The sequence below is a fragment of the Falsiroseomonas sp. HW251 genome (genome assembly GCF_050563545.1).
Taxonomy (GTDB): domain Bacteria; phylum Pseudomonadota; class Alphaproteobacteria; order Acetobacterales; family Acetobacteraceae; genus Falsiroseomonas.
The window spans coordinates 170888-191767 of the sequence record NZ_JBNXUM010000012.1; the positions used below are offsets into that span (position 1 = coordinate 170888).

A 20880-nucleotide genomic window follows, 5' to 3' on the forward strand; every position below is an offset into this window, starting at 1 on the left:
AGCGCGATGCTCAGCGCAGCGGCTCCAGCCTGCCCGTCCGGTAGCCGTGCTTGGCCATGATGTCGGCGATCTCGTTTGACATGCCGTTCAGCGCCGCCACGCTCGTGATCTCGCCGGCGATGGCACGGTTCAGGCCAAGTTCCAGCACCGCGATCACCTCGGAGGCCTCGGGGAAGGTGTAGGGGTTGACCGAATGCGGCAGCGCCTCCGACATCGGCTTCATCCACCGGAACCGGTGCTCCTCGGCCATCGCGTCGCGGTAGGCAGCCTCGTGCACCGGGATGCCGCCCCCGCGGGCGAAGGCGATCTGCGACGGCGTCGTGCCGAACCATTTGAGGAAGGCAAGCGCGGCGCGCTGGCGGTCGTCGGGTACGTTGCGGCTGATGCCGGCAAGCCAATGGCCGAGGCCAGGCGCCGTCGGCTTGCCCGGCAGGGAGGGCGGCGGCGCCCATTCCACGCGGTCCACCACGGCCGAGCGCTCCCGGTCGTCCATCTGCGACCAGGCGGCGATCACCGTGATCATGTGCGCGGCACGTCCCGTGGCGAAGACCTGGATGACATCGGCCTGGTCCATCGCCGCGGTGCGCGGGTGCCCGGCCTCCCGTGCCAGGCGGATGTAGTAGTCGAGCGCGGTGCGGCCCTCGGGCGCGTTGAGCGTCACCGTGAAGTCGCCGTTGTTGTGGTCGCGGAAGAAGCCGCCGCCGTGGCCGTAGATGTAGGGCAGGAAGTCATAGGCCACGGAATGCGGGCCGCGGGCGCCGCGCTGCACCATGCCCATCATGCGGGGCGGCCGGTTCAGCCGCTTCGCATTGGCTTCGAGATCCTCGAAGGTCCGGGGCGGCCCGCCGATCCCGGCGTCCCTGTAGAGGTCGGCGCGGTAGTAGGTCAGCGGGATCAGCGGCGCGATCGGCATGGACATCAGCTTGCCGCGCGGCGTCATCGTCTTGCTCGCGGCGTCGAAGAACACCGTGTCGCCGAGCGTGTAGATGCCGGAGTCGAGCCGGTAGGACGGTTCGATGTCGGTGATGGGCTGGACGAAGCCGCCGAAATACATCTCGGCGAACCAGCCGGAATTCATGATCAGGATGTCGGTCGTGCCGCGCGCCGCGCGCACCGAATTGCGCTGCTTCTCGAGCGAGCCCGCGAAGGGGTTCACGTCCAGCTCGACGCGGTTGCCGCTCTCGCGTTCATAGGCCTGGACGATGCGCGCGAAGCTGTCGAGCCAGGGCGACTGGTTGATGACGATGGTGATCGGGGCCATCCGGCCCTGCGCGCCCGCCAGCCGAGGCAGACTGCTGCCCGCGAGAGCCGTGCCGGCGAGGCCAAGCGCTTCGCGGCGGCCGAGCGGCGCCCCCGGTTTCCTCGTGAGCATGCGTCGTTCCTCCCTCAGCTCTGGCCTGTTGAGCTCATCGTGGCGAAGCGGAGCCTGCGGCGCAATCGGCCTCTCGTGCCGACAGCCCCGCTCGGCGCGGCCCGGGCCAAACGCGGCCGCATCAGGCCATCCCCACGGGCGGCAGGCGCTGGTTGCGGGCATCGTTCGGACGCGCCGCGATCATCGCCTCGAGTTCCTTCCGCCGCGCGGCATGGGCGGGGTCATCGGCGACGTTCGTGGTCTCATGGGGATCGCGAACCAGGTCGTACATCTCGGCCGCGCCGCTGATCGCCTCGACCGTCAGCTTGTCGCGGGCCGTGCGCACCGTGCGGAGTTCCAGCGGCACGCCGCAGCGGCTGTCGCTGAGATCCCATTCGGAATAGGCGAAGTCGCGGGTCTCCTCGCCGCGGGCAACCGGCAGCAGGCTTCGCGAGTGCCAGTGCTCCGGCCGCTTCACCCCGGCCTGGTCCAGGAAGGTCGCGGGGAAATCCAGTGACGAGACGGGCTCGTCGCAGACCTTTCCCCTCGGCAGGCCGGGCCCGCGCATGATGCCGACGACGCGCAGCAGCCCGTCATAGGCCATCGGCCCCTTCAGCAGCAGGCCGTGGTCGCCCAGCCAATCGCCATGGTCCGAGCCCACCACCACCAGCGTGTTCTCGGCAAGCCCCAGCCGATGCAGCTCCGTCAGGATCCGCCCGATGTTGTGGTCGGCGAGGGCAATCATGCCGTAGTAGTTCGCGATCACCTCGCGCAGCGTCTCGTCGGTCAGCACCGGCGTGCGGCTGTGCTTCGCGCGGAACTCCCGCAGCTTGGGATCCGCCAGGTTCGGCGTGCCCTCGAGGCTCGCGCGGTGCCACCAGGGCCGCCGCTCGAGATCGAGCGTGCGGTGCGGCGGCAGGTCCACGTCCTCCGGCCGGTGCAGCAGCGACCATGGCACCGGGCAGTCGAAGGGATGGTGCGGATCGGGGATCGAGGCCCAGACGCAGAAGGGGCGGTCGCGGCGTTCCTGCAGGAAGGCGATCATGCGGTCCGCGATCCAGGTGGAGTTGTGCCAGGCCGGCGGCAGCGCCGAATGCCAGGTCTGCGGCGCACCTTTCACATCGGGGCCGGCATTGGTGGCATAGAGCCTGTTCTTCAGCTCGCCATAGCCGTCGCCGTGGTACCAGGCCTCGTAGGACTGGCCGTAGGGCGGGACCATGGGCGGGAAGGTGTTGTGGCCCTCGACGACGAGTTCCACGCGCTGGAAGCCCATATAGGGCCCCGTCCAATTGGGCCCATACAGATGCATGGAGTGCCGGCACTCCGGCGTACCGGTCGGCGCGAAGGTGTGCGCGGTCGCGAAATGCGCCTTGCCGATCAGCGCGGTGTCGTAGCCCGCGCGCGCGAGTTCCGCCGCGAAGCCCTGCCGCGCGGGCTCCTCGGGCAGGTCGATCCCGTTGTCGCAGACGCCATGGCTGCGCGGCAGCAGCCCCGTCAGTATCGACGCGCGGGTGGGCTGGCAGACGAGGTTCGGGCAGATGGCGCCGCGGAACAGGACGCCCTCGCTCGCCAGCAGGTCCATGTGCGGCGTGTGAACCTTGCGGCCCATCACGCCGAGCGCGTCGCCGCGCTGCTGGTCGGTGGTGATGAAGAGGATGTTCGGGCGGGAGTCGAGCAAGCCTGCGGTTCCTATTCGATGGTGACGCCGGAGGCGCGCGCGGCCTCGCCCCAGAAGGCGATCTCGGCGGTGAGGAAGCGGCCGAACTCCGCGGCGTTGCCGCGGCGGATCGTCAGGCCGGATTCTGCAAGCTTGGCCGCGACCTCTGGCCGGGCCTGGGCGCGCGCGACGGATGCCTCGACGTGGCGCAAGATGTCGGCGGGCAGGCCGCCGGGCCCCAGCATCCCGTACCAGACCGGCATGGCGAAGCCGGGCACCGCGGCCTCCGCGATGGTCGGCACCTCGGGCGAGAGCGGCGAGCGGCCGGGCGTGCTGACGGCCAGCGCGAACAGCCGGCCTTCCCGCAGATGCGGCACGAGCGGCGGCAGGCCGATGGAGCCCACCTTCAGCTGGCCCGACAGCAGGTCCACCACCGCCGGCGCGCCGCCGCGATAGGGCACGTGGCTGACGCGGAAGCCGAGCCGCTTCGCGAGCGCCTCCATACCGAGATGGTGCGGGCTGCCGGCGTTCGGGCTGCCATAAAGCACGGGTTCGGGCTGCGCCTTCGCCCAGGCCACGAACTCCGCCAGGGTGCGCGCGGGGATGGCGGGATTGACCACGATGACGAAGGGGAATTCGGCGACGAGGACGATCGGCGTGAAATCTCGCACGGGGTCGAAGCCGACGTGGCGATAGAGCGCCGGATTGATCGCGGTCTGCGCCTGGTCGCCCATCAGCAGCGTGTAGCCATCGGGCGCCGCGCGGGCGACGACCTCGGCGGCGATGTTGCCGCCCGCGCCCGGGCGGTTCTCCACGGCGAAGCCGCGCGGGAAGTCGGGCGCCATCGCCTCCGTCACGATGCGGGTGATGATGTCGGTCGCTCCGCCCGCCGCGGCGCCGACCAGGACGCGCACGGGTCGCGAGGGATCGGGCGCGGTCTGGGCCAGAGCCGGGCGCGCCAGGGGCGCGAAGGCGGCGGCGCGAAGCAGAGTGCGGCGGCGCAGGGCCGTCATGGGCGATCCTCCCTCGGCGCCGGTCATGCCACGCCCTTCCGAACCGAGCCTGGGCGCGCGTTTTCCTGCTGTCCAATGCATAATCAGGCAACGACCGATGCCTTGGGAGCCATGAATGCTGGAGCTGCGCGACCTGCAGCGCTTCGTGACGCTGGCGGAGGAACGCCATTTCGGCCGCGCCGCCCTGCGCCTCGGCATGGGACAGCCCCAGCTCTCCCGCGCGCTGCAGCGGCTGGAACGTCATGTCGGCACGCGGCTGATCGCGCGCACCAGCCGGGAGGTGGCCCCGACCGAAGCCGGCCGCACCCTGCTCGAGGACGCCCGGCGGGTCATCGCCATCGCCGAAGCCGCGCCTGGCCGCGCCCTGCAGGCGGCGCGCGGCGAGGCAGGCACGCTGACGCTCGGCTTCTCCGGCTCCTGCGCCTATGCGTTCCTGCCCGCGGCGATCGAGGGCTTCCGTCGCACCCGTCCCGGCATCGAGCTCCGTCTGAGGGAGATGTCAGCGGCGGCGCAGACCGAGGCGCTGCAGGAAGGCAGCTGCGACCTTTGCCTCCGCCGCGCCTTGCGACTGCCGGATGGCTTCGCCGGCGCGCAGGTCTTCGAGGAGCCGCTCCTGGCTGCGCTGCCCCGCACCCATGCGCTGGCCGGGCGCGGCAGGCTGGGGCTCCGTGATTTCGCCGGCAGTCCTTTCGTGGCGTTTCCCCGCCAGGGCACGGATTTCCAGCGGCAACTCGTCGATCTCTGCCAGGAGGCAGGGTTCGAGCCGCGCATCGTGCAGGAGGTCTCGCCGATGCACGCGCTGATCGGCCTTGTCGGCGCGGGCGTCGGCGTCGCGGTGGTCCCGGCCTCGGTGCGCAAGCTGCGCTTCGCGGGCGTGGCCTATCGTGGCCTGGCGGGGCTCAAGGAGCGCTCCCGCGTCTTCGCGGTCTGGCGGCCGGATCGGCTATCCGCCCCCGCCCGCGCCTTCGCGGAACATCTCGGCGTCAGTCTTGCCTAGCATGGTCGCTGTCCCGCGGCTCCCCGCGTCTCCCTCGTGCAGAGCTTTCTGACGAGGACGAGGGCGATGCATTCAGACGTGGCAGGGTCGCGCACGCTGACGGGTGACGCGTGAGATTGCGCGTCACCCTAGTTTGGTCGCCCAACGAGAGAGCTTCCGGGCATCCCTGGCGGGCTGACGTAGCAGCGAATTCCCCGAGCGTCAGCTGCTCCAGAGCACTATACAGGCCGATCCCAGCAACAGAACCAACGTGTGCACAATCCTCGTCTCGGAGCGGACAGCAACAGGATTACTCAACGAATGAATCGCACCAGACGCATTATAGCGTTTGTCATACTGATGCCCGACAGTTTGGGGTCCGCCCAACTTGAACCCTGACGCGACACGATGCCCGTGCGCATATCGGCGCAGTGTTGCTGGTTCCGCGCAGCGGCGCTCGACAGCCGCTGCGCGTGCGAGGCGATAGGCGGGCCTGGACGCGAAGGCCATGAAGGTCGAGGCGGCGTGCGGGATCGGCGTTGCGGCACCTGCTGGGCGAGACCTGGCTGCATGCCTGCGGCCATCGCCTGCCGGTCGCCATGGCGGCGATCGACAGCGGCGACGGCATGACAACGGCGGAGGTCTATTCATTCGTCCGCCGCGCCGGCGCCGGGCGTGCGATCGCGGTCAAGGGCCAGGACGGACTGCGCGCCGCGGTGGGGCAGCCGGCGGCGACGGAGGTGCGACGGAACGGCCGGAAGCTCGGCGGCCTGAAGGTCTGGCCGGTGGGCTCGTCCTTCCTGAAGGGCGAAACCTATGGCTGGCTGAAGCTGGACCGACCGACCAAGGAAAGCGGCGAGCCATTCCCGCCGGGCTACGTGCACCTGCCGGTGCATGCCGCGGGCGAGGAGTTCTGCCGGCAGCTCACGGCGGAGCAGCTCGTGGCCCGCGCCGGCCGGAACGGCTTTCGCCGGCTGGAGTGGGTGAAGACGCGCGAGAGGAACGAGGCGCTGGACTGTCGGGTCTACGCCCGCGCGGCCGCGGCGGCGCTGGGGATGGATCGCTGGGGCGACGGACGCTGGGCGCGGATGGCCGATGCGCTGTCGCTGCCAGCGGGCGAGATGCCCACCAGCGGGAATGTCGCTCCCCCGTCGCCGTCGCAGGCTGCACCCGACACCCATCGCCCGCGTGGCTGGCTTGCGCCGCGCAGCGGTTGGCTGCGCTGAAAGGGAGGACGCGCATGGACCCGACCGTCCTCGCCTGGGCGCTGGCGCAGCCTGCCGGCAGCCGGGCGGCCGCGCTCGCCTCAGCCTACACGGGGGGCACGACCCGCGTGACCTTCGACGGGCGCACCGTGGAATACCGCAGCCTGGATGAGCTCGGCCGTGCGCTGGCGGTGCTGCGCGGCGCGGAGATGACGGCGGCCCGCCGCCCCAGCGTGACCTTCGCCAGCTTCTCCCGCGAGGGAAGCGGGTGATGGGCCGGCTCCGGGATGCATGGAACGCGCTGCGCGGCTACGCCGCGGCGCAGGACAGCCGGGCCTCCGCCTGGGCGCCCTCGGGTGGCAGCGCCACGGCCGAGGTCGGGATGGCCGCAGCGACGGTGGCGCGGCGCGCCCGTGACGCGGTCAGGAACGATCCCTACGCCAGCCGCATCGTCGATCTGTGGACCGGCAATGCGGTCGGCGCCGGCATCACCACCCGCTGGCCAGATCAGCGTCACGCGGATGCTTGGCGCCGCTGGGCGGAAAGCACGGCCTGCGATGCCGAGGGGCGGCTCGACCTCTATGGGCTGCAGGCGCTGGTCATGCGCGCTGTTGTCGAGAGCGGTGAGTGCTTCGTGCGCTTCCTGATGGCCGACCCGTCGCCTTCGAACCCAATCGGCCTGCGGCTGCAGGTCCTAGAGAGCGACCACCTACACACGGCGCGGAACGGCAGGGTGGACGGCGCACCCACCATCCAGGGCATCGCGCTTGGGGAGGCCGGCGAGCCGATCGGATACTGGCTGCATCGCGTGCATCCCGGTGCGGCGTGGATCCTGCCGGGCGCGGCCTGGCTCGGCAGCGAACGCATCCCCGCCGGCGATGTGCTGCACATCTACCGCAAGCGCCGGCCCGGGCAGCTGCGCGATGTGTCCTGGCTGGCGCCGGTGCTGCTCCGCCTGCGCGACCTCGGCGACTACGAGGCCGCGTTGCTGATGAAGGCCAAGATCGAGGCCTGCCTTGCAGCGGTGGTCTCCGAAGAAGGCGACGAGGCGCTGACCGGCGCTGCATCGGGCCGACTGCGCGACGCCCAGGGCCGCACGGTCGAGAGCTTCGAGCCGGGCATGATCCTCTATCGCCGCGGCATGGGGTCGGTAGAGGTGGTGAACCCCTCTGGCGGCGGCAGCCACGCGGCCTTTGCCCGCCGCACGCTCGAGGCCGCCGCGGTCGGCGCCGGACTGACTTACGACCAGGTCTCGGGCGACCTGACGCAGGCGAACTACTCCTCACTCCGCGCCGGCAAAATCGAGTTCCGCCGCCTGTGCGAGCAGGTCCAGTACGGCATGCTCATCCCGATGCTGGTCCGCCCCATTGCCGAGCGCTTCCACGCCCAGGGCGCGCTACTCGGGCTGTGGGGCGCCCAGATGCCGGACGGTGTGTCGCATGTGCCACCGGCGCACGAGATGATCGACCCGCTCAAGGACACGACGGCGCTGATCTCACAGGTGCGCGCCGGCTTCGTACCGCAGCCCGAGGCAGTCGGCGCCTTCGGCTACGACTTCCGCGCCGCAGTCGAGATGATCCGCGAGGCAAACGCGCTGCTCGATGAGGCCGGCCTCGCGCTCGACACCGATCCACGGCGCGTTGCTAGGTCCGGCGCCGCCCAGGACGCCGCACAGATGGCTGCTGTTGAAATTGCGGCGACTGGCGTGGCCACACCGAAACAGGATAGCTGATCTCCGCCGCAGCTGTGCCAACCTGACCGTCTGGTCGAAGCTGAGGAGGGCGATTGTGGGCCAGACGGATGAGATTCGGGATGCGCTCTACTACCCGTACATTCGCGTGCGGGACGAGCAGTGGCTAAAGGCAGCGCTGCTGTACTTCCCGCATATCGTGCGAATGATGCCCCGGTCCGGCTACATTCCCGACGATACCCGGTTTGTTCAGGCTCTGAGCCGGACTAGAGGGCGTAGAGGGCGACCACTGCTCGACCAGTACGAAGTCCAGAGCCCCGCGGTTAGCGCAGCAGCCGCACGCTTTGGCGACAGAGTGGCAGCCGATTTGTTGGACCAAAATGGGAAGTCGCGACACTTCTCCCGCGAGGCGACCAGAGCCGCCTACCAAGGCGACGACTCAAGGTTTCAGCTCGTGGGCGCACGGATGACGGAACCACTGCGAGAGAGGCTGGAGAAAGCGAATTTGCTCTGGAAGCCTGAGCGACCGAACTCGGGCGGTGAATGGATCGCTATGCACCCGGTGCTCGGCGAAGCATTCCTGGCGACCATCGCCACTGCGGCGGCGCGGGACTGGGGCCTTGAGATCCTCACGGACGCGCCGAATGTTCACGCCGCTGCCGTCACGAACGACGAGGACATCATCTACGACGCGCTCGTACGCGGCACCCCCAAGAGCTCGCAGGACAATTCGGCCCGTACCTTCCGCCTCGCCCATATGGTCATTGCTAACCACTTTGATATCTCAAGGCTCTCTGCGACCGACCTAGCCGCCATGTCGTCTTCTGGTGATGCCCTAGATGCCTTCCGGAACGATCTCGCAAAATGCACAAGAAGCATTGGCTCGATGGGAAGCGAGGAGAGGTTAAGGGCGAACCTAAAGGCCGCGTCCGATGAGATCGTCGAGCGATGGCGCGCTAAGCGGGCATCATTGTCCAACTTCGCCAAAAGCTTCTTTGGTGCTGGGGCTCTCGACACCAGCAAAGACGCTCTGACGAAGGCACTGGAAACGCTCCCGGTGGCGATCACCGCAGGCGGCGCGAGCGTGACGGTAATTGGTCCGCAGATCACAGCCGTACTACCAGGCCTTGCCGTCGGCTTCGCAATTTATTCCGTGAAGACGTGGAAGGACCTCAAGAAGGGCGAGAAGGACGATCCCACGCGCTACCTGTCCCTGCTTGCGCAGCACGGCGCGACGATGATGGTTGCCCCGCCAGACGCCTTGGATTGAGTGGCGTCGCCCATTCTCTGGCTATAGCGCTGCGCGCACCGACGACTTCCACTTTGACATGAGCGCTGGGACCTGCCGCTGAGCAGGCGCTTGGCTACGGAGCTTGACCCCCGATGAGCGACATTGCCGACCCGGGCGGGGCAGCCCCCGCACCGCATACGCTCGCCGTGTCGATGGTGGCGCACCGCGCGATCACCGCACCCGTCAGCGTCGACTGCACCGCGCGCACCGTCGAGGTGGTGTGGTCTACCGGCGCCCGCGCCCGAAACTTCGTCCCCAACCTCGGCCTGATCACCGAGGAGCTGGAGATGTCGCCGAATGCGGTGCGCATGGAGGCACTCCGCTCGGGCACCGCGCCGGTACGGCCAATCCATCCTGCTCCTCTCCACCGCGCAGGCCGGCCGCTACGCCCGGGTGGATATCGCAGACCCCACCAACCCCGAGGCGCTGCTCCGCATCCCGCTGGTCTTTGCGGGGCCGCTGGTCCGCCACCATCACCGAGAGGCTCTGATCGATGCTCGCGAACTTCGTCCAGGAGACCGCGAACAACCCCGGCACCGCGACCACCATCAACCTCGCCGGGCCCGCGAGCGGGCGGAGGGGCTTTGTCGCGGTGTTCGGCTCGGGCGCGACCGTGGACTACGTCATCGATGACGGCACCCAGTACGAGTACGGCATCGGCGTTATCGCCGCCGGCAGCCCCAACACGCTGCAGCGGACAACAGTTATCGAGAACAGCGCCGGCACCACGGCTCGGCTGAACTTCACGGGCGCCGTGCGGGTCTATGGCGCGCTCTCCATGACCCGGGTGGCTCACGTGATGGTCGAAGCCCCGCGCGTCGTCTCCTCCGTGGCGCAGGCCGACTTCCTGCTGCCGGGCGCCTTCCGCGCCTTCAAGCTGCGGCTGATCAACGTCACCTCCGACGCGGTGCGAAACCTGCACATCCGGTTTTCGACCGATGGCGGGTCGAGCTTCGTGACCGGCGCGTCCTACTCCTACGCTGGCGGCATCTGGAATGCCGCCACGTCGACCTTCGGCGGCGACCCCGGCGCAAACCTCGGCCTCGGCAAGATCAGCAACAACGTCTCCGGCGGCGGGGCGGCCGCGCTGAACGCGGAGATCGACATCGACCCCGGCACGGCGTCACGCGCCGCCAATTACCGATCGAGCTTCGTCTGCGTGGACGCGACCACGCTCTACAACGGCGGCTACGGCGGCTGGTGTACGGCGGGCGCGGTGACCAACGCGCTGCGGATCTTTACCGGCAGCGCCGGCGCGCCGGCCGGCACCTTTACCGGCACCCTCGAACTGATGGGCCTGCGCTGATGACCGACCGTCCCCTCACCGCCGCCTGTGGCAACGGAGGTCGAGCGCCTGACAGCCGGTTGTGAACGGCTCGCGCTACTGGCGATCGGCCCTTGGTCGTCGTTCGTGCTCTATCATCATGTGATTGAGGATCGGCTGGTCCAGGTGGTCGCCCAGGGCAGCCCATTCCCTGACGATGAAGCGCGCGGCCAGCCTGACGGATGGAACTGCCGATACGACTACACGGCTTGCGAGGCGGCCTTCGCGCGCCTGAACCGGCGGGAGCAGCGGGCCGATTGGGTTGATATCCCGCAGGGGGCCAGTACGTGCGGCGCAGCCGAGCCGGGGCGAGATCCTGCGGGTCAGAGAGTGTATGCCTTCACGCCGAACGCCGAGATGGCGCTGGCCTTCAGCGCCGTATCGCACCCGCTGCCAAATCGCCTTGGGCAGCTGATGCTGCACAACCCGGAGGCGGTAAACCAGACCTCCCTCTGGGACGACCTCACCGCGCTGTACCTTCTGCGGCCCGACGTCTTCGGCCGCGTTAGCGACTCTTCGGGCCGGTCTGGCGGGCATCTTGAACCGTGCGTGTCGGCCCGGCAGATCCGTGCAATACTGGTCGCCAGCTCCGCCGGGCCGTCGTCGAATCTGGGCCGCTGAGTGGGCCGGCAGGGCTGCGTTGGCGGGCGCGTCCGGCAAACCGCCTGGCCTTACTGTCCCGAAAGCGGTCACGTGAGCTCGGCGGCAGTCGAGCGGCAAACGCCCAGAGACATTCGTTCCCCGGTTCCCACTGCTGCTCCAATCGGCTCTCGCAAAACCTGTCTCTCCTCGGCGGCGCATGGCGCTGAAGCCCAGGTTTGGGCGAGGTTTGCGCGTAGACCTTGATGGTTCGAGGTCGGAATCACCGTGGAAATCGGGCCGCAGATAGCGGAGAGTCTCCGAACCTTGAGGGTTGGCCGATTTTATCCTCAAGCTTAAGTCGTTGATCGCGAATCGTTTTTGGCGGACCCTAGTCGCGCCATTCGGGCTTCTGACTGCTCGGGCAGTCCCGCCGCACGAACTCTCTCTCTCGCCCCCAAGCCGAGTGGCGAACCGCTTGCCGAGGCGCAAGCGACTGATCATCTGGAGACTCATGTCTGAGATCGACCGCGTCTTCGCCCGCTTCCGCGACGACAAGTCTCCTGCCGCCGAGCGCCACGAGCAACGCAGCATTCCCAAGCGCGGCGCCCATGGCACTAAGGGCAGCAGGACCGTCGAGGTCGTGCATGTCCCGGCGCCCCAGCCGCCAGGCCGACCCGTCCCGCGCGCCGTCCTTCGGGGGTCCGCGCCGCGTCCTGGGACGACGGCTTCCCCGCCCCCCTTCCCGGACGCGCCGAAGCCCGCTGTGGCGGCGCCCGTCTTGCCGACCTTCCACGTGATGCCGCCGAGGTCGCCGTCGGTGCCTGCGGCCGAGGCCTCGCCCCCCGTTCTCGACCCGAAGCCCGTCGCGCCTCGCCGCGGCCCTGGGCGACCTCGCAAGCAGACGGCCATCGCGCAGGCCAGGCGCGTCGCCGGTCCGTTCGATGCGAACGACGCCGGCGCGAACTGCCTGCGCTGCGGCTACACTGTCGAGCCGGCGCGGGAGAAGCGCGGGCTGATGACGTGCGCGTGGTGTGGCTGATACCGGTGCAGACGACGGACACCGGATCCCCTGGAGCATCCGTCGGTACAGCTGAGTTCGACCCAAACCCGTCCTTCGCATCCCCATGGCCCGGCGTCGCTACGGCGCACGCTATCTCCCAGACGTTCAAGGCTCACCCTGCGAGGGCAGCGGGGATAGTCAGGGCGGAAAGGACGCGCCCGTTGCAAGGGTCGAGGGATCACCGATAGGGTCCGGGCGCGGCGGCCAGGAAGGCCAGACGGCCGGCGCGTGTTGGGTAATCGCCACGCATGTCGAAGGTACTGCCCTCCGGCCGCGCGCTCGTCGCCGCTGCTCTCGCTGTGAGCTGGGTTGCGCTGGCGCGGCCGGCGGCGGCGCAGCATGGCGGCCCTTCGCCCGCCCCCGAGGCTGCGCCCCAGGACGTGGTTGGCCCATTGCCGCCTCCGCTGCTGCGCGCCGTCGCGTTCGAGGACCTGCCGGGCTGGGCTTCGGATGCCCATGCCGAGATCCTGCCGGTGGTACAGGTGAGTTGCGCCGCGCTCCGCCCGATGCGGCCGGAGGCGCCGCTCGGCGGCACGGGGGACGCCGCGCTGAGGGCCGGCACCGCAGCTTCCTGGACCACGCTCTGCGCCGACATGCGGCTTCTCGAGCGCGCGCTGCCGCGGCCGCCGCGCCCCGGCCAGGGGCGCGCATACGACCGCCGTGTCGCCGCCTGGATCGCGGCGAAGAACCAGGCGGTGCGCGACTTCATCGAGGCGCGGTTCGAGCCGTTCTCAGCCGGCCCCGGGATCATGACCGGCTACTACGAGCCCGTCCTGCGCGGCGCGCTTGAACCCGACGAGGCTTTCCGAACGCCGCTCTACGCCCGGCCGCCGGAGCTGGTCGAAACGCCGGTGAACGGCAACCCGCTGCGCCGTCAGTTTGGGATGCTGCGGGATGGGCGGATGGAGCCCTTCTTCGACCGTGCCGCGATCGACAACGGCGCACTGTCGGGCCGGGGGCTGGAGCTGCTCTGGGTGGACGACCCGACCGATGCCTTCTTCCTTCACATCCAGGGCTCAGGTCGCGTCGTCCTGCCGGACGGCGAGCTGCTCCGCGTCGGCTATGCCGGGCAGAACGGGCGGCCGTATGTATCGATCGGGCGCGTGCTGATCGACCGGGGCGACATCGCGCGTGACCAGATGTCGATGCAGGCGCTGCGCGCCTGGTTCGCCATGGCGGGCTACGCTCGCACCGTCGAGGTCTTCCGCGCCAACCCGTCCTACGTGTTCTTCCGCCTGGTGGACGGGCTGACGCCGGACCAGGGGCCGATCGGCGCCATGGGTGTGCCGTTGACGCCTCAACGCAGCGTTGCGGTGGACCGGGCGTTCATCCCGCTCGGCCTGCCGATGTGGGTGCACCTGCGCGACCCCACCGCGCGGCGGGACGCGCCGCCGGCAGGACGCCTTGTGGTTGCGCAGGATACCGGCGGCGCGATCCGCGGCCCGGCGCGGACCGACTTCTTCTGGGGCTGGGGCCATGAGGCCGGCGAGCGCGCCGGCCGCATGCGCGAGGAGAACGAGGTCTTCGTCCTGCTGCCGCGCCCGGCGCCGGTCAACACCGCCGACTCGCGTTAGGCCTCACAGTTCCAGTCTGCGACTATGGACGCCCGAGCCCGCGCCTTCACGCGAGCCAGATCGACGCGCATCATGAGGATCGCCTCGCATCGTCCGGCAATGGCGTCAGGGCATGATGTTGGTGGCTGTCTCATGCAGCGGGTGTCAGCCCAGAGTGCCGAAAATCAGGCGTCAGCGCCAAACGAGAGCAGGTACGACGTGCGTCAGGAACGCTGCAAGGGCTGCAGTCAGGCAAAGCCGGTACCGGTGCGCTCAGGAGGAAACCAGACATGAAGGTCACGCGTCGTCGTTTCACCGCTGTTGCTGCCATAGGTCTCGCGCGACCGGCCGTTGCGCAGGCGGCTTGGCCGAGCAAGGCTATCCGCATGGTCGTGCCGTTCGCCCCGGGCGGCGCGACGGACGTGCTGGCGCGGATTATGGCTGCGCGCATGCAGCAGGAACTCGGCCAGGCCGTCGTGGTGGAGAACCGTGCGGGCGCTTCCGGCATCATTGGGTCGGAGGTGGTTGCACGGGCGGCACCCGACGGATACACGATCCTGATGGGTTCGGTCACCACGCATGCGGTGAACGTGCCGATGTACGGAGCGCGACTGAGCTACGATCCGTTGCGTGATTTCGCGCCGGTCACACGCGTTTCCACCGGCTACAACGTCCTCGTCGCGCACCCTGATCTGCCAGCGCACAACGTCGCTGAGCTGGTCGCTCTAGCGAAAGCGCGGCCGGGTGCTCTCGCCTACGGCCATGGCGGCAATGGCACCTCGACCCACCTGGCGGGCGAGATGTTCAAGGCCGCTGCGGGCGTGGACATCCTGATGGTGCCGTTCCGCAGCACCTCCCCCGCCACAGCGGCGCTGTTGGCGAACGAGATCCAGCTGATGTTCGATACCTCGACGTCGGCTTTGCCCCTGGTCAGCCAGGGGCGGCTGCGGCTGCTGGCAACCTGCGCGCCGACCCGCCGGCCGACGATGCCGGATGTCCCCGCCGTAGCCGAGACGCTGCCTGGCTTTGAGATGTCCACCTGGAGTGGATTGTTCGCGCCTGCCGGCACGCCGACGCCAATCCTGACGCGGCTGAACGATGCGGCGCGCTCGGCCGTGGATGATCCCCAGACGGTTCAGCGCCTAGAGCCGCTCGGCAACGAGGTCTTCTATGCAGGGCCCGACGAGTTCGCCAACTTCGTGCGAGCCGAAATCAGCAATTGGACGGCGATCGTGCGCAACGCACACATTACCGCAGAGTGAACGGAGAGCATCGATGACGGTCGGGTTCAGAATCAAGGCGGAGATCACGCGTGTCGAATCAGAGCTCTGCGCACGCGCAGCCGCGGTGCCGGCGGCCAATATCGGCGACGTCGTGAACCGCATGCAGGCGATGCGTGGTGGCTTCCTCGCCTATGGCGGGCGCAAGGCCCTGGCGGGTCCTGCCTTCACGGTGCGCGCCAGGGCCGGCGACAATCTGATGCTGCACGAGGCGTTGGACCTGGCTCACCCCGGCGACGTTGTGGTGTGCGATGCGGGCGGCGATCTCGGCACTGCCATCATGGGTGACATCATGGCGCGCCATGCGGTGCGGCGTGGTATCGCGGCGATTATTGTCGATGGCGCGATTCGCGACGTCGATGGCCTGTCACACCTTGATCTCGGTGTCTGGGCGCGCGGCGCGACACCAAATGGGCCCTACAAGGACGGTCCCGGCGAGATCGGTTATCCAGTCTCGTGCGGTGGTCTAGTCGTGATGCCGGGCGACTTGATCGCTGCGGACCTCGACGGCGTGGTCGTGATCCCGCGCGAGGATGCGGGGGCGGTCGTTGCCGCCGCCGAGGAGCATTCGCGCAAGGAGCACGACATCATCAGATCGATCGAAAATGACGATGCGGACCGCAGCTGGGTCGGAAAAACGCTGATCAGCAAGGGCGTGACGAGGAACTAAGATGACTGGTCGCGGCTGTTCTGGGTGCCAGCCTGGGTCGTGCCGCTTCCGCTTTCCGCCAATATCATCGTTCAGCAGCCGGGGCAGCGTGACACCCGTCGGCTCCCTTGCGACCAGGCAGATGCCGGATCGCGAGCGGCACCCCGACCGCAATACTTGTGGCGGCGTGATGCGGTCGCCCTCGGTGCATTCTGACGAGGCCACGCCTGCCGTTCCTGACCCGGAGCCCGCCGTGACAGCCCGCCGCGGCCCAGGGCGTCCTCGCAAGCAGCCTGCCATGGCACCGGCCCGCCGCATCGCGGATCCGTTCGATCCGAACGACGACGGCGCGAACTGCCTGCGATGCGGCTACGCCGTCGAGCGGGCGCGCGAGCGGCGCGGGCTGATGACCTGCGCAGCATGCGGATAGTTCCTTGCCAGCGTCCGGGAGACTGGTTGCCGCCGATTCGTGCGGGCATCTAACAGCTTCCGCCCTGGCCACCCAACCGGAGGCGCTCGAACACGGCCTCAAGATGACCAGGACAGGCGCGTAGCCCAGCTCAGCCGTATTGCTGAGGACCGAACCCGTCTTACTCTCGACTGGATCGCTGCCTTTGGCAGTGCGCCATGATCGACGGGATTTCTGCCAGCAGCTCCCTTGCGAGGAACCCGACGGGACCTTGGCTGCGCGCCAGCTTGGCGCCTGCCTCGCCGTGCAGAAAGACGCCCCAGAGCGTTGCCGTGACGGGCGTCGCGCCCCGAGCCAGTAGGCCGGCTACGATCCCGGCGAGCGTATCGCCCGAACCGGAGGTCGCGAGGCCGACATTTGCACTGCTGTAGGTCCAGGCCTGCCCCTGCGGCGTCACGACGAAGGTGGCGCCCCCTTTCATCGCGACGATGAGCTGCAGGCGCGACGCTGCCTCGCGTGCCGCGCCCAGGCGGTCCGCCAGGACGGCTTCCCGCGTCACGCCCAGCAGCGTTGCCATTTCGCCGGCGTGCGGCGTGATGACAACGCGTCCGGCCAGGCTTTCGGCTCGCAACGTCTCGCGGCAGTCCAGCAGGCCATGCAGCGCGGCGGCGTCCAGCACGAAAGGTACGCCCGCCCCGGTGCATCGCTCGAGGATCCCGCTCGTCAGCGAGAACGCGGTGTCGCCGTCCATCATGCCCGGGCCCAGCAGGACCGCGTCGCAGTTCCGGATCTGCTCGGCCAGCCGATCCGCTTCTCCGGCCGCGATCTCTCCGCCGGTCGTCTCCTCCAGCCCGGTCACGCGAGCTTCCGGCACGGCGACCGCGAGACCCGGCGCCACGCTGCGGCAGGTTGCGATCTGCAGCTTCCCCGCACCGGCGCGCAGGGCGGCCAAGCCGGCGAGCAGCGCAGCGCCCGGCACCTCGACGCTGCCGGCAATGACGAGCACGGCGCCCCGCGCGTCCTTGTCGTCACTGTCCCGGTGCTGCGGCAGGGGCAGCGCCTGCAGCATTTCGGCCGAGACCGCCGTAGGGCTCGTGCTCATCGCGCACCGGCGGGAGCGTCGGCTTGATGCGTCACCGGCGTGCCCTGCTCCTCGAGTGGCGCGACGAAGTTGTAGGCGCGGAGCACCAACGATCCATTCCGGCCTGTCGCAGGGTCAAAGTGGTATTCCGTCACCCCGCAATTCGCCACGTCGCCCTCGGCGTCAATGGCCAGGATTTCCTCCTCGGTCATGTTCTCGATGAGGTAGCGCAGGCACAGCACCACAACTTGGTGCGCAACGATCAACACGCGCGCGCCGCCGTGGTGGAGCGCGATGCTGTCGAGCGCGCTGCGCAGCCGAAGGATCACGTCGCACCAGCTCTCACCACCCGGTGGGCGATGGTAGAACTTGCCGAGGGTTCGACGGAACTCGGCCTGCTCGGGATGGTGCTGCTCGATACCCAAGCGCGTCAGGCGGTCGAGGATGCCGAACTCCTTCTCGCGCAGTCGCTCATCGGCGACGACGGGGCAGGCATCTGGCGCGAATCCGCCAGCCTCTCTGACCAGGGCCGCCGTCTGCTGCGCACGCCGATAGGGAGAGGCGAAAACGACCTCGGGCCGGATTTCCGCAGGCATGGCGCCAAACCAGCGGCCGAGCGCACGCGATTGCCTTACCCCGAGATCACTGAGCGGCACGTCCACGTCGCGCGCCGCCCCGGTATCGATGTGTGTGAGCCGCGCCGCCTGTGCAGCGTCACGCGCGACATTGCCGCTGCTTTCGCCATGGCGAACGATCCACAGCCGCCCGGGCCAGTGCTGCTGGGGCATGCGGACGGAACTCCTTTCGGGACTGGACCAGGACCGGATCCAAACGTGCGAACGAGCGGATGAGCCGTCGAACAATCCGTTGATCAACGCCCTGGCCGAGCGGCTGACCGTGGCGTCAGGAGGTCTATCAGCTGACGCACGTCACCGGGCTGATTTCCGGGTCCGCGCCGCGGCTTGGGACCGTGGTCGCGAGGTGCGGCCAGCCTGGCCTGCTCAACCCCTCGGCTTGGTGCTGGCTGCGAGCCCCAAAAGCGTAGCTGCGCCAGGAGCCCAGCTATGAACCCGGTCCACGAGCTCGGCGGGCCAGGGCGGGGACGGCGTGAGAATCTCCGCCTTGCCGTCGCGTAGGGACGCCACGAGGGCCGTGCCACTGCGTGTGTCGTAGGCGAGGAAGGTCTCCTCCACGCTACAGGCATGAGGCATGCACGCCGATCCGGCCACCCAGCGTCCCGCGACCACGTCCAGCCCCCCGCTCGGCCCCGCCAGGCGTTCAGCAATCTGACGCGCGCCGTCCGGCCCGAGGCTTCCCGCGAGCGCCTCCCGCACGGCCGGATGGCGGGCGAGGCTCGAGGGGTCGGGCAGGCGTGCGAGGATGGGCATCAGGTCGCCCCTGTCCCGCGGGGCGGACGCAGTCTGCGACAGGACGCGGACCGCGCGCATGGCGAGCCGGTCGCCATTCCAGGCGAGGTCCGCCTCGATGCTGCCATGCGCGGCGCAGCAATCGCCGTCGCCAGCGCCCCAGAGCGGGCTGCGCGCAGTCATGCTGCCGTAGTCCGGATAGACGCCGCGCCGGACGGAGAGGTCGCGGGGCACCCGCGCCAGGAACTCGCGCCGCCAGGAGCGCACATCGAGCTCGCGCCACTCGCCTTCATTCCACCCGAAGACGCTCTCGTCATTTGCGGCCTGGGTGCCGGCGTTGACGCACGGGACCTGCAGCACCGCCCGGCCACTCGAGCCGATCACGCGCGGCGTCTCGCAGCGAGCATCGGGATGCAGATCCGCGATGAGCAGGCGAAGCCGCCCGGGGAGGGCGCCCTCGCCGAAGACGAGCACGCCGCTCCCCTCGGGCCGGGTCTCCTCCCCGTAGTCGTAGACGGCGTAGGTGAAGCGCTGGCCGGCAACGATGGGCAGCGACCCGCTCTCGCGCACGCGGCAGGCCGGCTCAGGCGTTATCGCGACAGGCATCGGCAGCAGGCAGGCCGGGCCGCGCGCGCGCGCGGCCTCGGGCTGAAGGGTGCCGGGGGCGGTGGCGCGGGCCAGCTCGCCCTCGAGCGCCGCGACGCGCGTGCGGTACTCCGCCGCGAGCGCCGGCGGGCCGCCCATTGCCGCCGCGGCATCACGAGGGCCAGTGAGCCAGATCCGTTGCGCCTCCCTCAAGGCTCGACGCCAGGGAGCGGACTCGATGGCGCGGCGATACAGCTCGGCCAGCCGCAAATCGAGCGTATCGAGCTCCGGCGAGGCGCAGATCATCCGCTCGGCCGGTGCGCGCGCGGCGGCGCAGTCGAAGCTGGCCGCTTGGCTGGGCGGCGTGGCCGCAAGCGCGGCGCAGGCGAGCACTGCGCCGGCGAGAAGGCGCGTGATCGGCTTGTGCATCAGGGGAAGGCCATGTCGGTGAGAGCGCAGGTGTTGACGCGCCGCCGCTCGAGCGTCTGTCCGGTGGCGAAGACGACGCGCACGTCGTTCACGCAAAGGCCCGCAGGCAGGTGGATGATGAGGGACTGCCCTGCACCGAGCACGGCGGTACCGAGCCGATCCGCTCCCCAGTCATCCACCTGCGAAGGCGATACAAAGATGCGGGCGATGCTGATCGAGGCCCGGTTCGTCAGCCGGAAGGACGGGTCGCTCGACGCCGCGCTCGCCTGCGGCATTACACCTCCAGCGCGGCTGCCCGGGCGCGCGATCGCGTCGAGGCGCTGCTGGTTGTTGCGCATGACGTCGAGCAGCATACTTGTGCCGTTATTGAAGGCGCCACCGGTGTAGGGATTGACCCAGCTCCGCTCCGCCCAGGTCCCGTCGGCGCCGGGGTTGCGGTAGCCCTGCGCACTGGCCGGAGCCGCGGCGGCGAGGCTTGCTGCGCCAAGCAGGGCGGCAAGTGCGATGCGACGGGTCATGGTGTCCTCCTCTCCTCCTCTCCGCACGGCGGTCATCCCGCGTGCAGGATACGGCGCAGCGACCAGCCATCCGGGCCCGGACGCGCGATCTCGACCACACGCCAGCCCGCATTCGTGGCGATAAGTTCGTAGTGCAGCACCGTCATGCGGGTGCCACCCTGCCGAAAGCGCGCCTCCACCGTCGCACGGCGCTCGCCAGTGCCGAGCAGCCGAATGGCGAGACCGTGGACGTCAGGATCCTGCGAGTCGGTGATCGGGTCGAAGTCGAGCTCCGGCATCACGCCCGCGCGCCGTGCCTGCGCATCGTCGCGCCGAATCGCCCTTGCAAGGTCCGGCGCGAAGACGCGATCGAGCGTCGCTCGGCCGAGCGCGCCGGAGCCAGAGCCGCTGCTGGTGAAGGCCGCCAGGTGCATCGAATAGAGGTCACGCACGAACGTCGCGGGATCGCCGGCACTCGACGGGGCAGCGATGGGCTTGCCGCCCTGCTGGGCAGCAGCACGCCCGGCAACAAGCGCGGCTGCTGTCCCGAGGATCAGCGCACGACGCCGAATCGGATGAGATCTTGCTTCGTCGACGCCCATCTGGACCTCCCGCTGCAAGTGCGCTTGCTCGAAGCGAGACGGAGCTTTGCACGCCAATATTTCATCCGGATGTCGCGTCGTGTTTCACGCGTGACAGACGGGCGGCGAAGACTGGCACCACCGCCGTGTTCCGCCCGGCTGCCGCCTGCGTCATCAAGCGGCACTCTATCGCAGTGACAGGCTGTCGGAATGCCGCCCGGCCAGGATTGTCTCGACGACGCCCAGCGCCAGCAACGTCAGCCGCAACAAGCTGCCGACGTACCCCGCTCGATCTTATCG

At 69.3% G+C, this 20880-nt stretch carries 19 protein-coding genes; 11 read left to right on the plus strand and 8 right to left on the minus strand.

Going from position 1 to position 20880, the window contains the following annotated elements:
- Window positions 1–10: 10 nt before the first annotated feature.
- The 3 genes from ACLF3M_RS16485 to ACLF3M_RS16495 all read right to left on the minus strand — a co-directional run bounded on the left by ACLF3M_RS16485 (window position 11) and on the right by ACLF3M_RS16495 (window position 4021).
- Window positions 11–1372 carry an extracellular solute-binding protein gene (locus ACLF3M_RS16485; RefSeq protein WP_430658038.1) on the minus strand — a complete coding sequence of 454 codons (1362 nt, stop codon included), beginning with the start codon at window positions 1370–1372 and terminating at the stop codon, window positions 11–13.
- A 121-nt stretch (window positions 1373–1493) separates the two neighbouring features.
- Window positions 1494–3029 carry a sulfatase family protein gene (locus ACLF3M_RS16490; RefSeq protein WP_430658039.1) on the minus strand — a complete coding sequence of 512 codons (1536 nt, stop codon included), beginning with the start codon at window positions 3027–3029 and terminating at the stop codon, window positions 1494–1496.
- 11 nt (window positions 3030–3040) lie between these two features.
- Entirely contained in the window at window positions 3041–4021 is a 981-nt protein-coding gene (locus ACLF3M_RS16495; protein ID WP_430658040.1) for a Bug family tripartite tricarboxylate transporter substrate binding protein, read from the minus strand.
- A 115-nt stretch (window positions 4022–4136) separates the two neighbouring features.
- Here ACLF3M_RS16495 and ACLF3M_RS16500 point away from each other — a divergent pair, with 115 nt between their 5' ends.
- The 11 genes from ACLF3M_RS16500 (at window position 4137) to ACLF3M_RS16550 (ending at window position 16061) form a co-directional block, all read left to right on the plus strand.
- Entirely contained in the window at window positions 4137–5018 is an 882-nt protein-coding gene (locus tag ACLF3M_RS16500; protein ID WP_430658041.1) for a LysR substrate-binding domain-containing protein, read from the plus strand.
- Between the two features lie 518 nt (window positions 5019–5536).
- Window positions 5537–6223, plus strand: coding sequence for a terminase gpA endonuclease subunit (locus tag ACLF3M_RS16505; RefSeq protein ID WP_430658042.1), 687 nt, complete (start codon window positions 5537–5539; stop codon window positions 6221–6223).
- A 14-nt stretch (window positions 6224–6237) separates the two neighbouring features.
- Window positions 6238–6474, plus strand: coding sequence for a phage head-tail joining protein (locus ACLF3M_RS16510; RefSeq protein WP_430658043.1), 237 nt, complete (start codon window positions 6238–6240; stop codon window positions 6472–6474).
- Window positions 6474–7934 carry a phage portal protein gene (locus tag ACLF3M_RS16515; RefSeq protein ID WP_430658044.1) on the plus strand — a complete coding sequence of 487 codons (1461 nt, stop codon included), beginning with the start codon at window positions 6474–6476 and terminating at the stop codon, window positions 7932–7934. Before ACLF3M_RS16510 ends, ACLF3M_RS16515 begins: the two co-directional genes overlap by 1 nt.
- 55 nt (window positions 7935–7989) lie before the next feature.
- The gene (locus ACLF3M_RS16520; RefSeq protein ID WP_430658045.1) at window positions 7990–9162 is read left to right on the plus strand and encodes a hypothetical protein; all 1173 of its coding nucleotides are present in this window, start codon (window positions 7990–7992) and stop codon (window positions 9160–9162) included.
- 514 nt (window positions 9163–9676) lie between these two features.
- On the plus strand, window positions 9677–10489 hold the full coding sequence (locus tag ACLF3M_RS16525; RefSeq protein WP_430658046.1) for a hypothetical protein: 813 nt from the start codon (window positions 9677–9679) through the stop codon (window positions 10487–10489).
- 27 nt (window positions 10490–10516) lie between these two features.
- Window positions 10517–11128 (plus strand): hypothetical protein, encoded by a 612-nt coding sequence (locus ACLF3M_RS16530; protein ID WP_430658047.1) that lies wholly within the window; start codon window positions 10517–10519, stop codon window positions 11126–11128.
- Between the two features lie 1269 nt (window positions 11129–12397).
- Complete coding sequence (mltA, locus tag ACLF3M_RS16535; RefSeq protein ID WP_430658048.1) at window positions 12398–13723, plus strand: murein transglycosylase A; 1326 nt, start codon at window positions 12398–12400, stop codon at window positions 13721–13723.
- Window positions 13724–13992: 269 nt separating this feature from the next.
- On the plus strand, window positions 13993–14964 hold the full coding sequence (locus ACLF3M_RS16540; RefSeq protein ID WP_430658049.1) for a Bug family tripartite tricarboxylate transporter substrate binding protein: 972 nt from the start codon (window positions 13993–13995) through the stop codon (window positions 14962–14964).
- Window positions 14965–14977: 13 nt separating this feature from the next.
- A complete protein-coding gene (locus ACLF3M_RS16545; RefSeq protein ID WP_430658050.1) occupies window positions 14978–15652 on the plus strand; it encodes an RraA family protein in 675 nt (224 codons plus the stop codon).
- 277 nt (window positions 15653–15929) lie between these two features.
- Entirely contained in the window at window positions 15930–16061 is a 132-nt protein-coding gene (locus tag ACLF3M_RS16550; RefSeq protein WP_430658051.1) for a hypothetical protein, read from the plus strand.
- Between the two features lie 160 nt (window positions 16062–16221).
- Here ACLF3M_RS16550 and ACLF3M_RS16555 read toward each other — a convergent pair whose 3' ends face one another.
- The 5 genes from ACLF3M_RS16555 to ACLF3M_RS16575 all read right to left on the minus strand — a co-directional run bounded on the left by ACLF3M_RS16555 (window position 16222) and on the right by ACLF3M_RS16575 (window position 20601).
- On the minus strand, window positions 16222–17109 hold the full coding sequence (locus ACLF3M_RS16555) for an NAD(P)H-hydrate dehydratase (protein WP_430658052.1): 888 nt from the start codon (window positions 17107–17109) through the stop codon (window positions 16222–16224).
- A gap of 29 nt (window positions 17110–17138) precedes the next feature.
- On the minus strand, window positions 17139–17909 hold the full coding sequence (locus ACLF3M_RS16560; RefSeq protein WP_430658053.1) for a histidine phosphatase family protein: 771 nt from the start codon (window positions 17907–17909) through the stop codon (window positions 17139–17141).
- A gap of 213 nt (window positions 17910–18122) precedes the next feature.
- Complete coding sequence (locus ACLF3M_RS16565) at window positions 18123–19502, minus strand: lysozyme inhibitor LprI family protein (RefSeq protein WP_430658054.1); 1380 nt, start codon at window positions 19500–19502, stop codon at window positions 18123–18125.
- Window positions 19502–20020, minus strand: a complete 519-nt coding sequence (locus ACLF3M_RS16570; RefSeq protein WP_430658055.1) for a hypothetical protein — start codon at window positions 20018–20020, stop codon at window positions 19502–19504. Before ACLF3M_RS16570 ends, ACLF3M_RS16565 begins: the two co-directional genes overlap by 1 nt.
- A gap of 32 nt (window positions 20021–20052) precedes the next feature.
- Window positions 20053–20601: a hypothetical protein gene (locus tag ACLF3M_RS16575; RefSeq protein WP_430658056.1), complete on the minus strand. Its 549-nt coding sequence runs from the start codon at window positions 20599–20601 to the stop codon at window positions 20053–20055.
- Window positions 20602–20880 lie beyond the last annotated feature (279 nt).

Coding starts and splice junctions, on each gene's coding strand:
- ACLF3M_RS16510 (WP_430658043.1), top strand. CDS start 6,238: ATGGACCCGACCGTCCTCGCCTGGGCGCTGGCGCAGCCTGCCGGCAGC.
- ACLF3M_RS16515 (WP_430658044.1), top strand. CDS start 6,474: ATGGGCCGGCTCCGGGATGCATGGAACGCGCTGCGCGGCTACGCCGCG.
- ACLF3M_RS16555 (WP_430658052.1), bottom strand. CDS start 17,109: ATGCTGCAGGCGCTGCCCCTGCCGCAGCACCGGGACAGTGACGACAAG.
- ACLF3M_RS16540 (WP_430658049.1), top strand. CDS start 13,993: ATGAAGGTCACGCGTCGTCGTTTCACCGCTGTTGCTGCCATAGGTCTC.
- ACLF3M_RS16485 (WP_430658038.1), bottom strand. CDS start 1,372: ATGCTCACGAGGAAACCGGGGGCGCCGCTCGGCCGCCGCGAAGCGCTT.
- ACLF3M_RS16565 (WP_430658054.1), bottom strand. CDS start 19,502: ATGCACAAGCCGATCACGCGCCTTCTCGCCGGCGCAGTGCTCGCCTGC.
- ACLF3M_RS16545 (WP_430658050.1), top strand. CDS start 14,978: ATGACGGTCGGGTTCAGAATCAAGGCGGAGATCACGCGTGTCGAATCA.
- ACLF3M_RS16495 (WP_430658040.1), bottom strand. CDS start 4,021: ATGACGGCCCTGCGCCGCCGCACTCTGCTTCGCGCCGCCGCCTTCGCG.
- ACLF3M_RS16550 (WP_430658051.1), top strand. CDS start 15,930: ATGGCACCGGCCCGCCGCATCGCGGATCCGTTCGATCCGAACGACGAC.
- ACLF3M_RS16525 (WP_430658046.1), top strand. CDS start 9,677: ATGCTCGCGAACTTCGTCCAGGAGACCGCGAACAACCCCGGCACCGCG.
- mltA (WP_430658048.1), top strand. CDS start 12,398: ATGTCGAAGGTACTGCCCTCCGGCCGCGCGCTCGTCGCCGCTGCTCTC.
- ACLF3M_RS16500 (WP_430658041.1), top strand. CDS start 4,137: ATGCTGGAGCTGCGCGACCTGCAGCGCTTCGTGACGCTGGCGGAGGAA.
- ACLF3M_RS16560 (WP_430658053.1), bottom strand. CDS start 17,909: ATGCCCCAGCAGCACTGGCCCGGGCGGCTGTGGATCGTTCGCCATGGC.
- ACLF3M_RS16575 (WP_430658056.1), bottom strand. CDS start 20,601: ATGGGCGTCGACGAAGCAAGATCTCATCCGATTCGGCGTCGTGCGCTG.
- ACLF3M_RS16570 (WP_430658055.1), bottom strand. CDS start 20,020: ATGACCCGTCGCATCGCACTTGCCGCCCTGCTTGGCGCAGCAAGCCTC.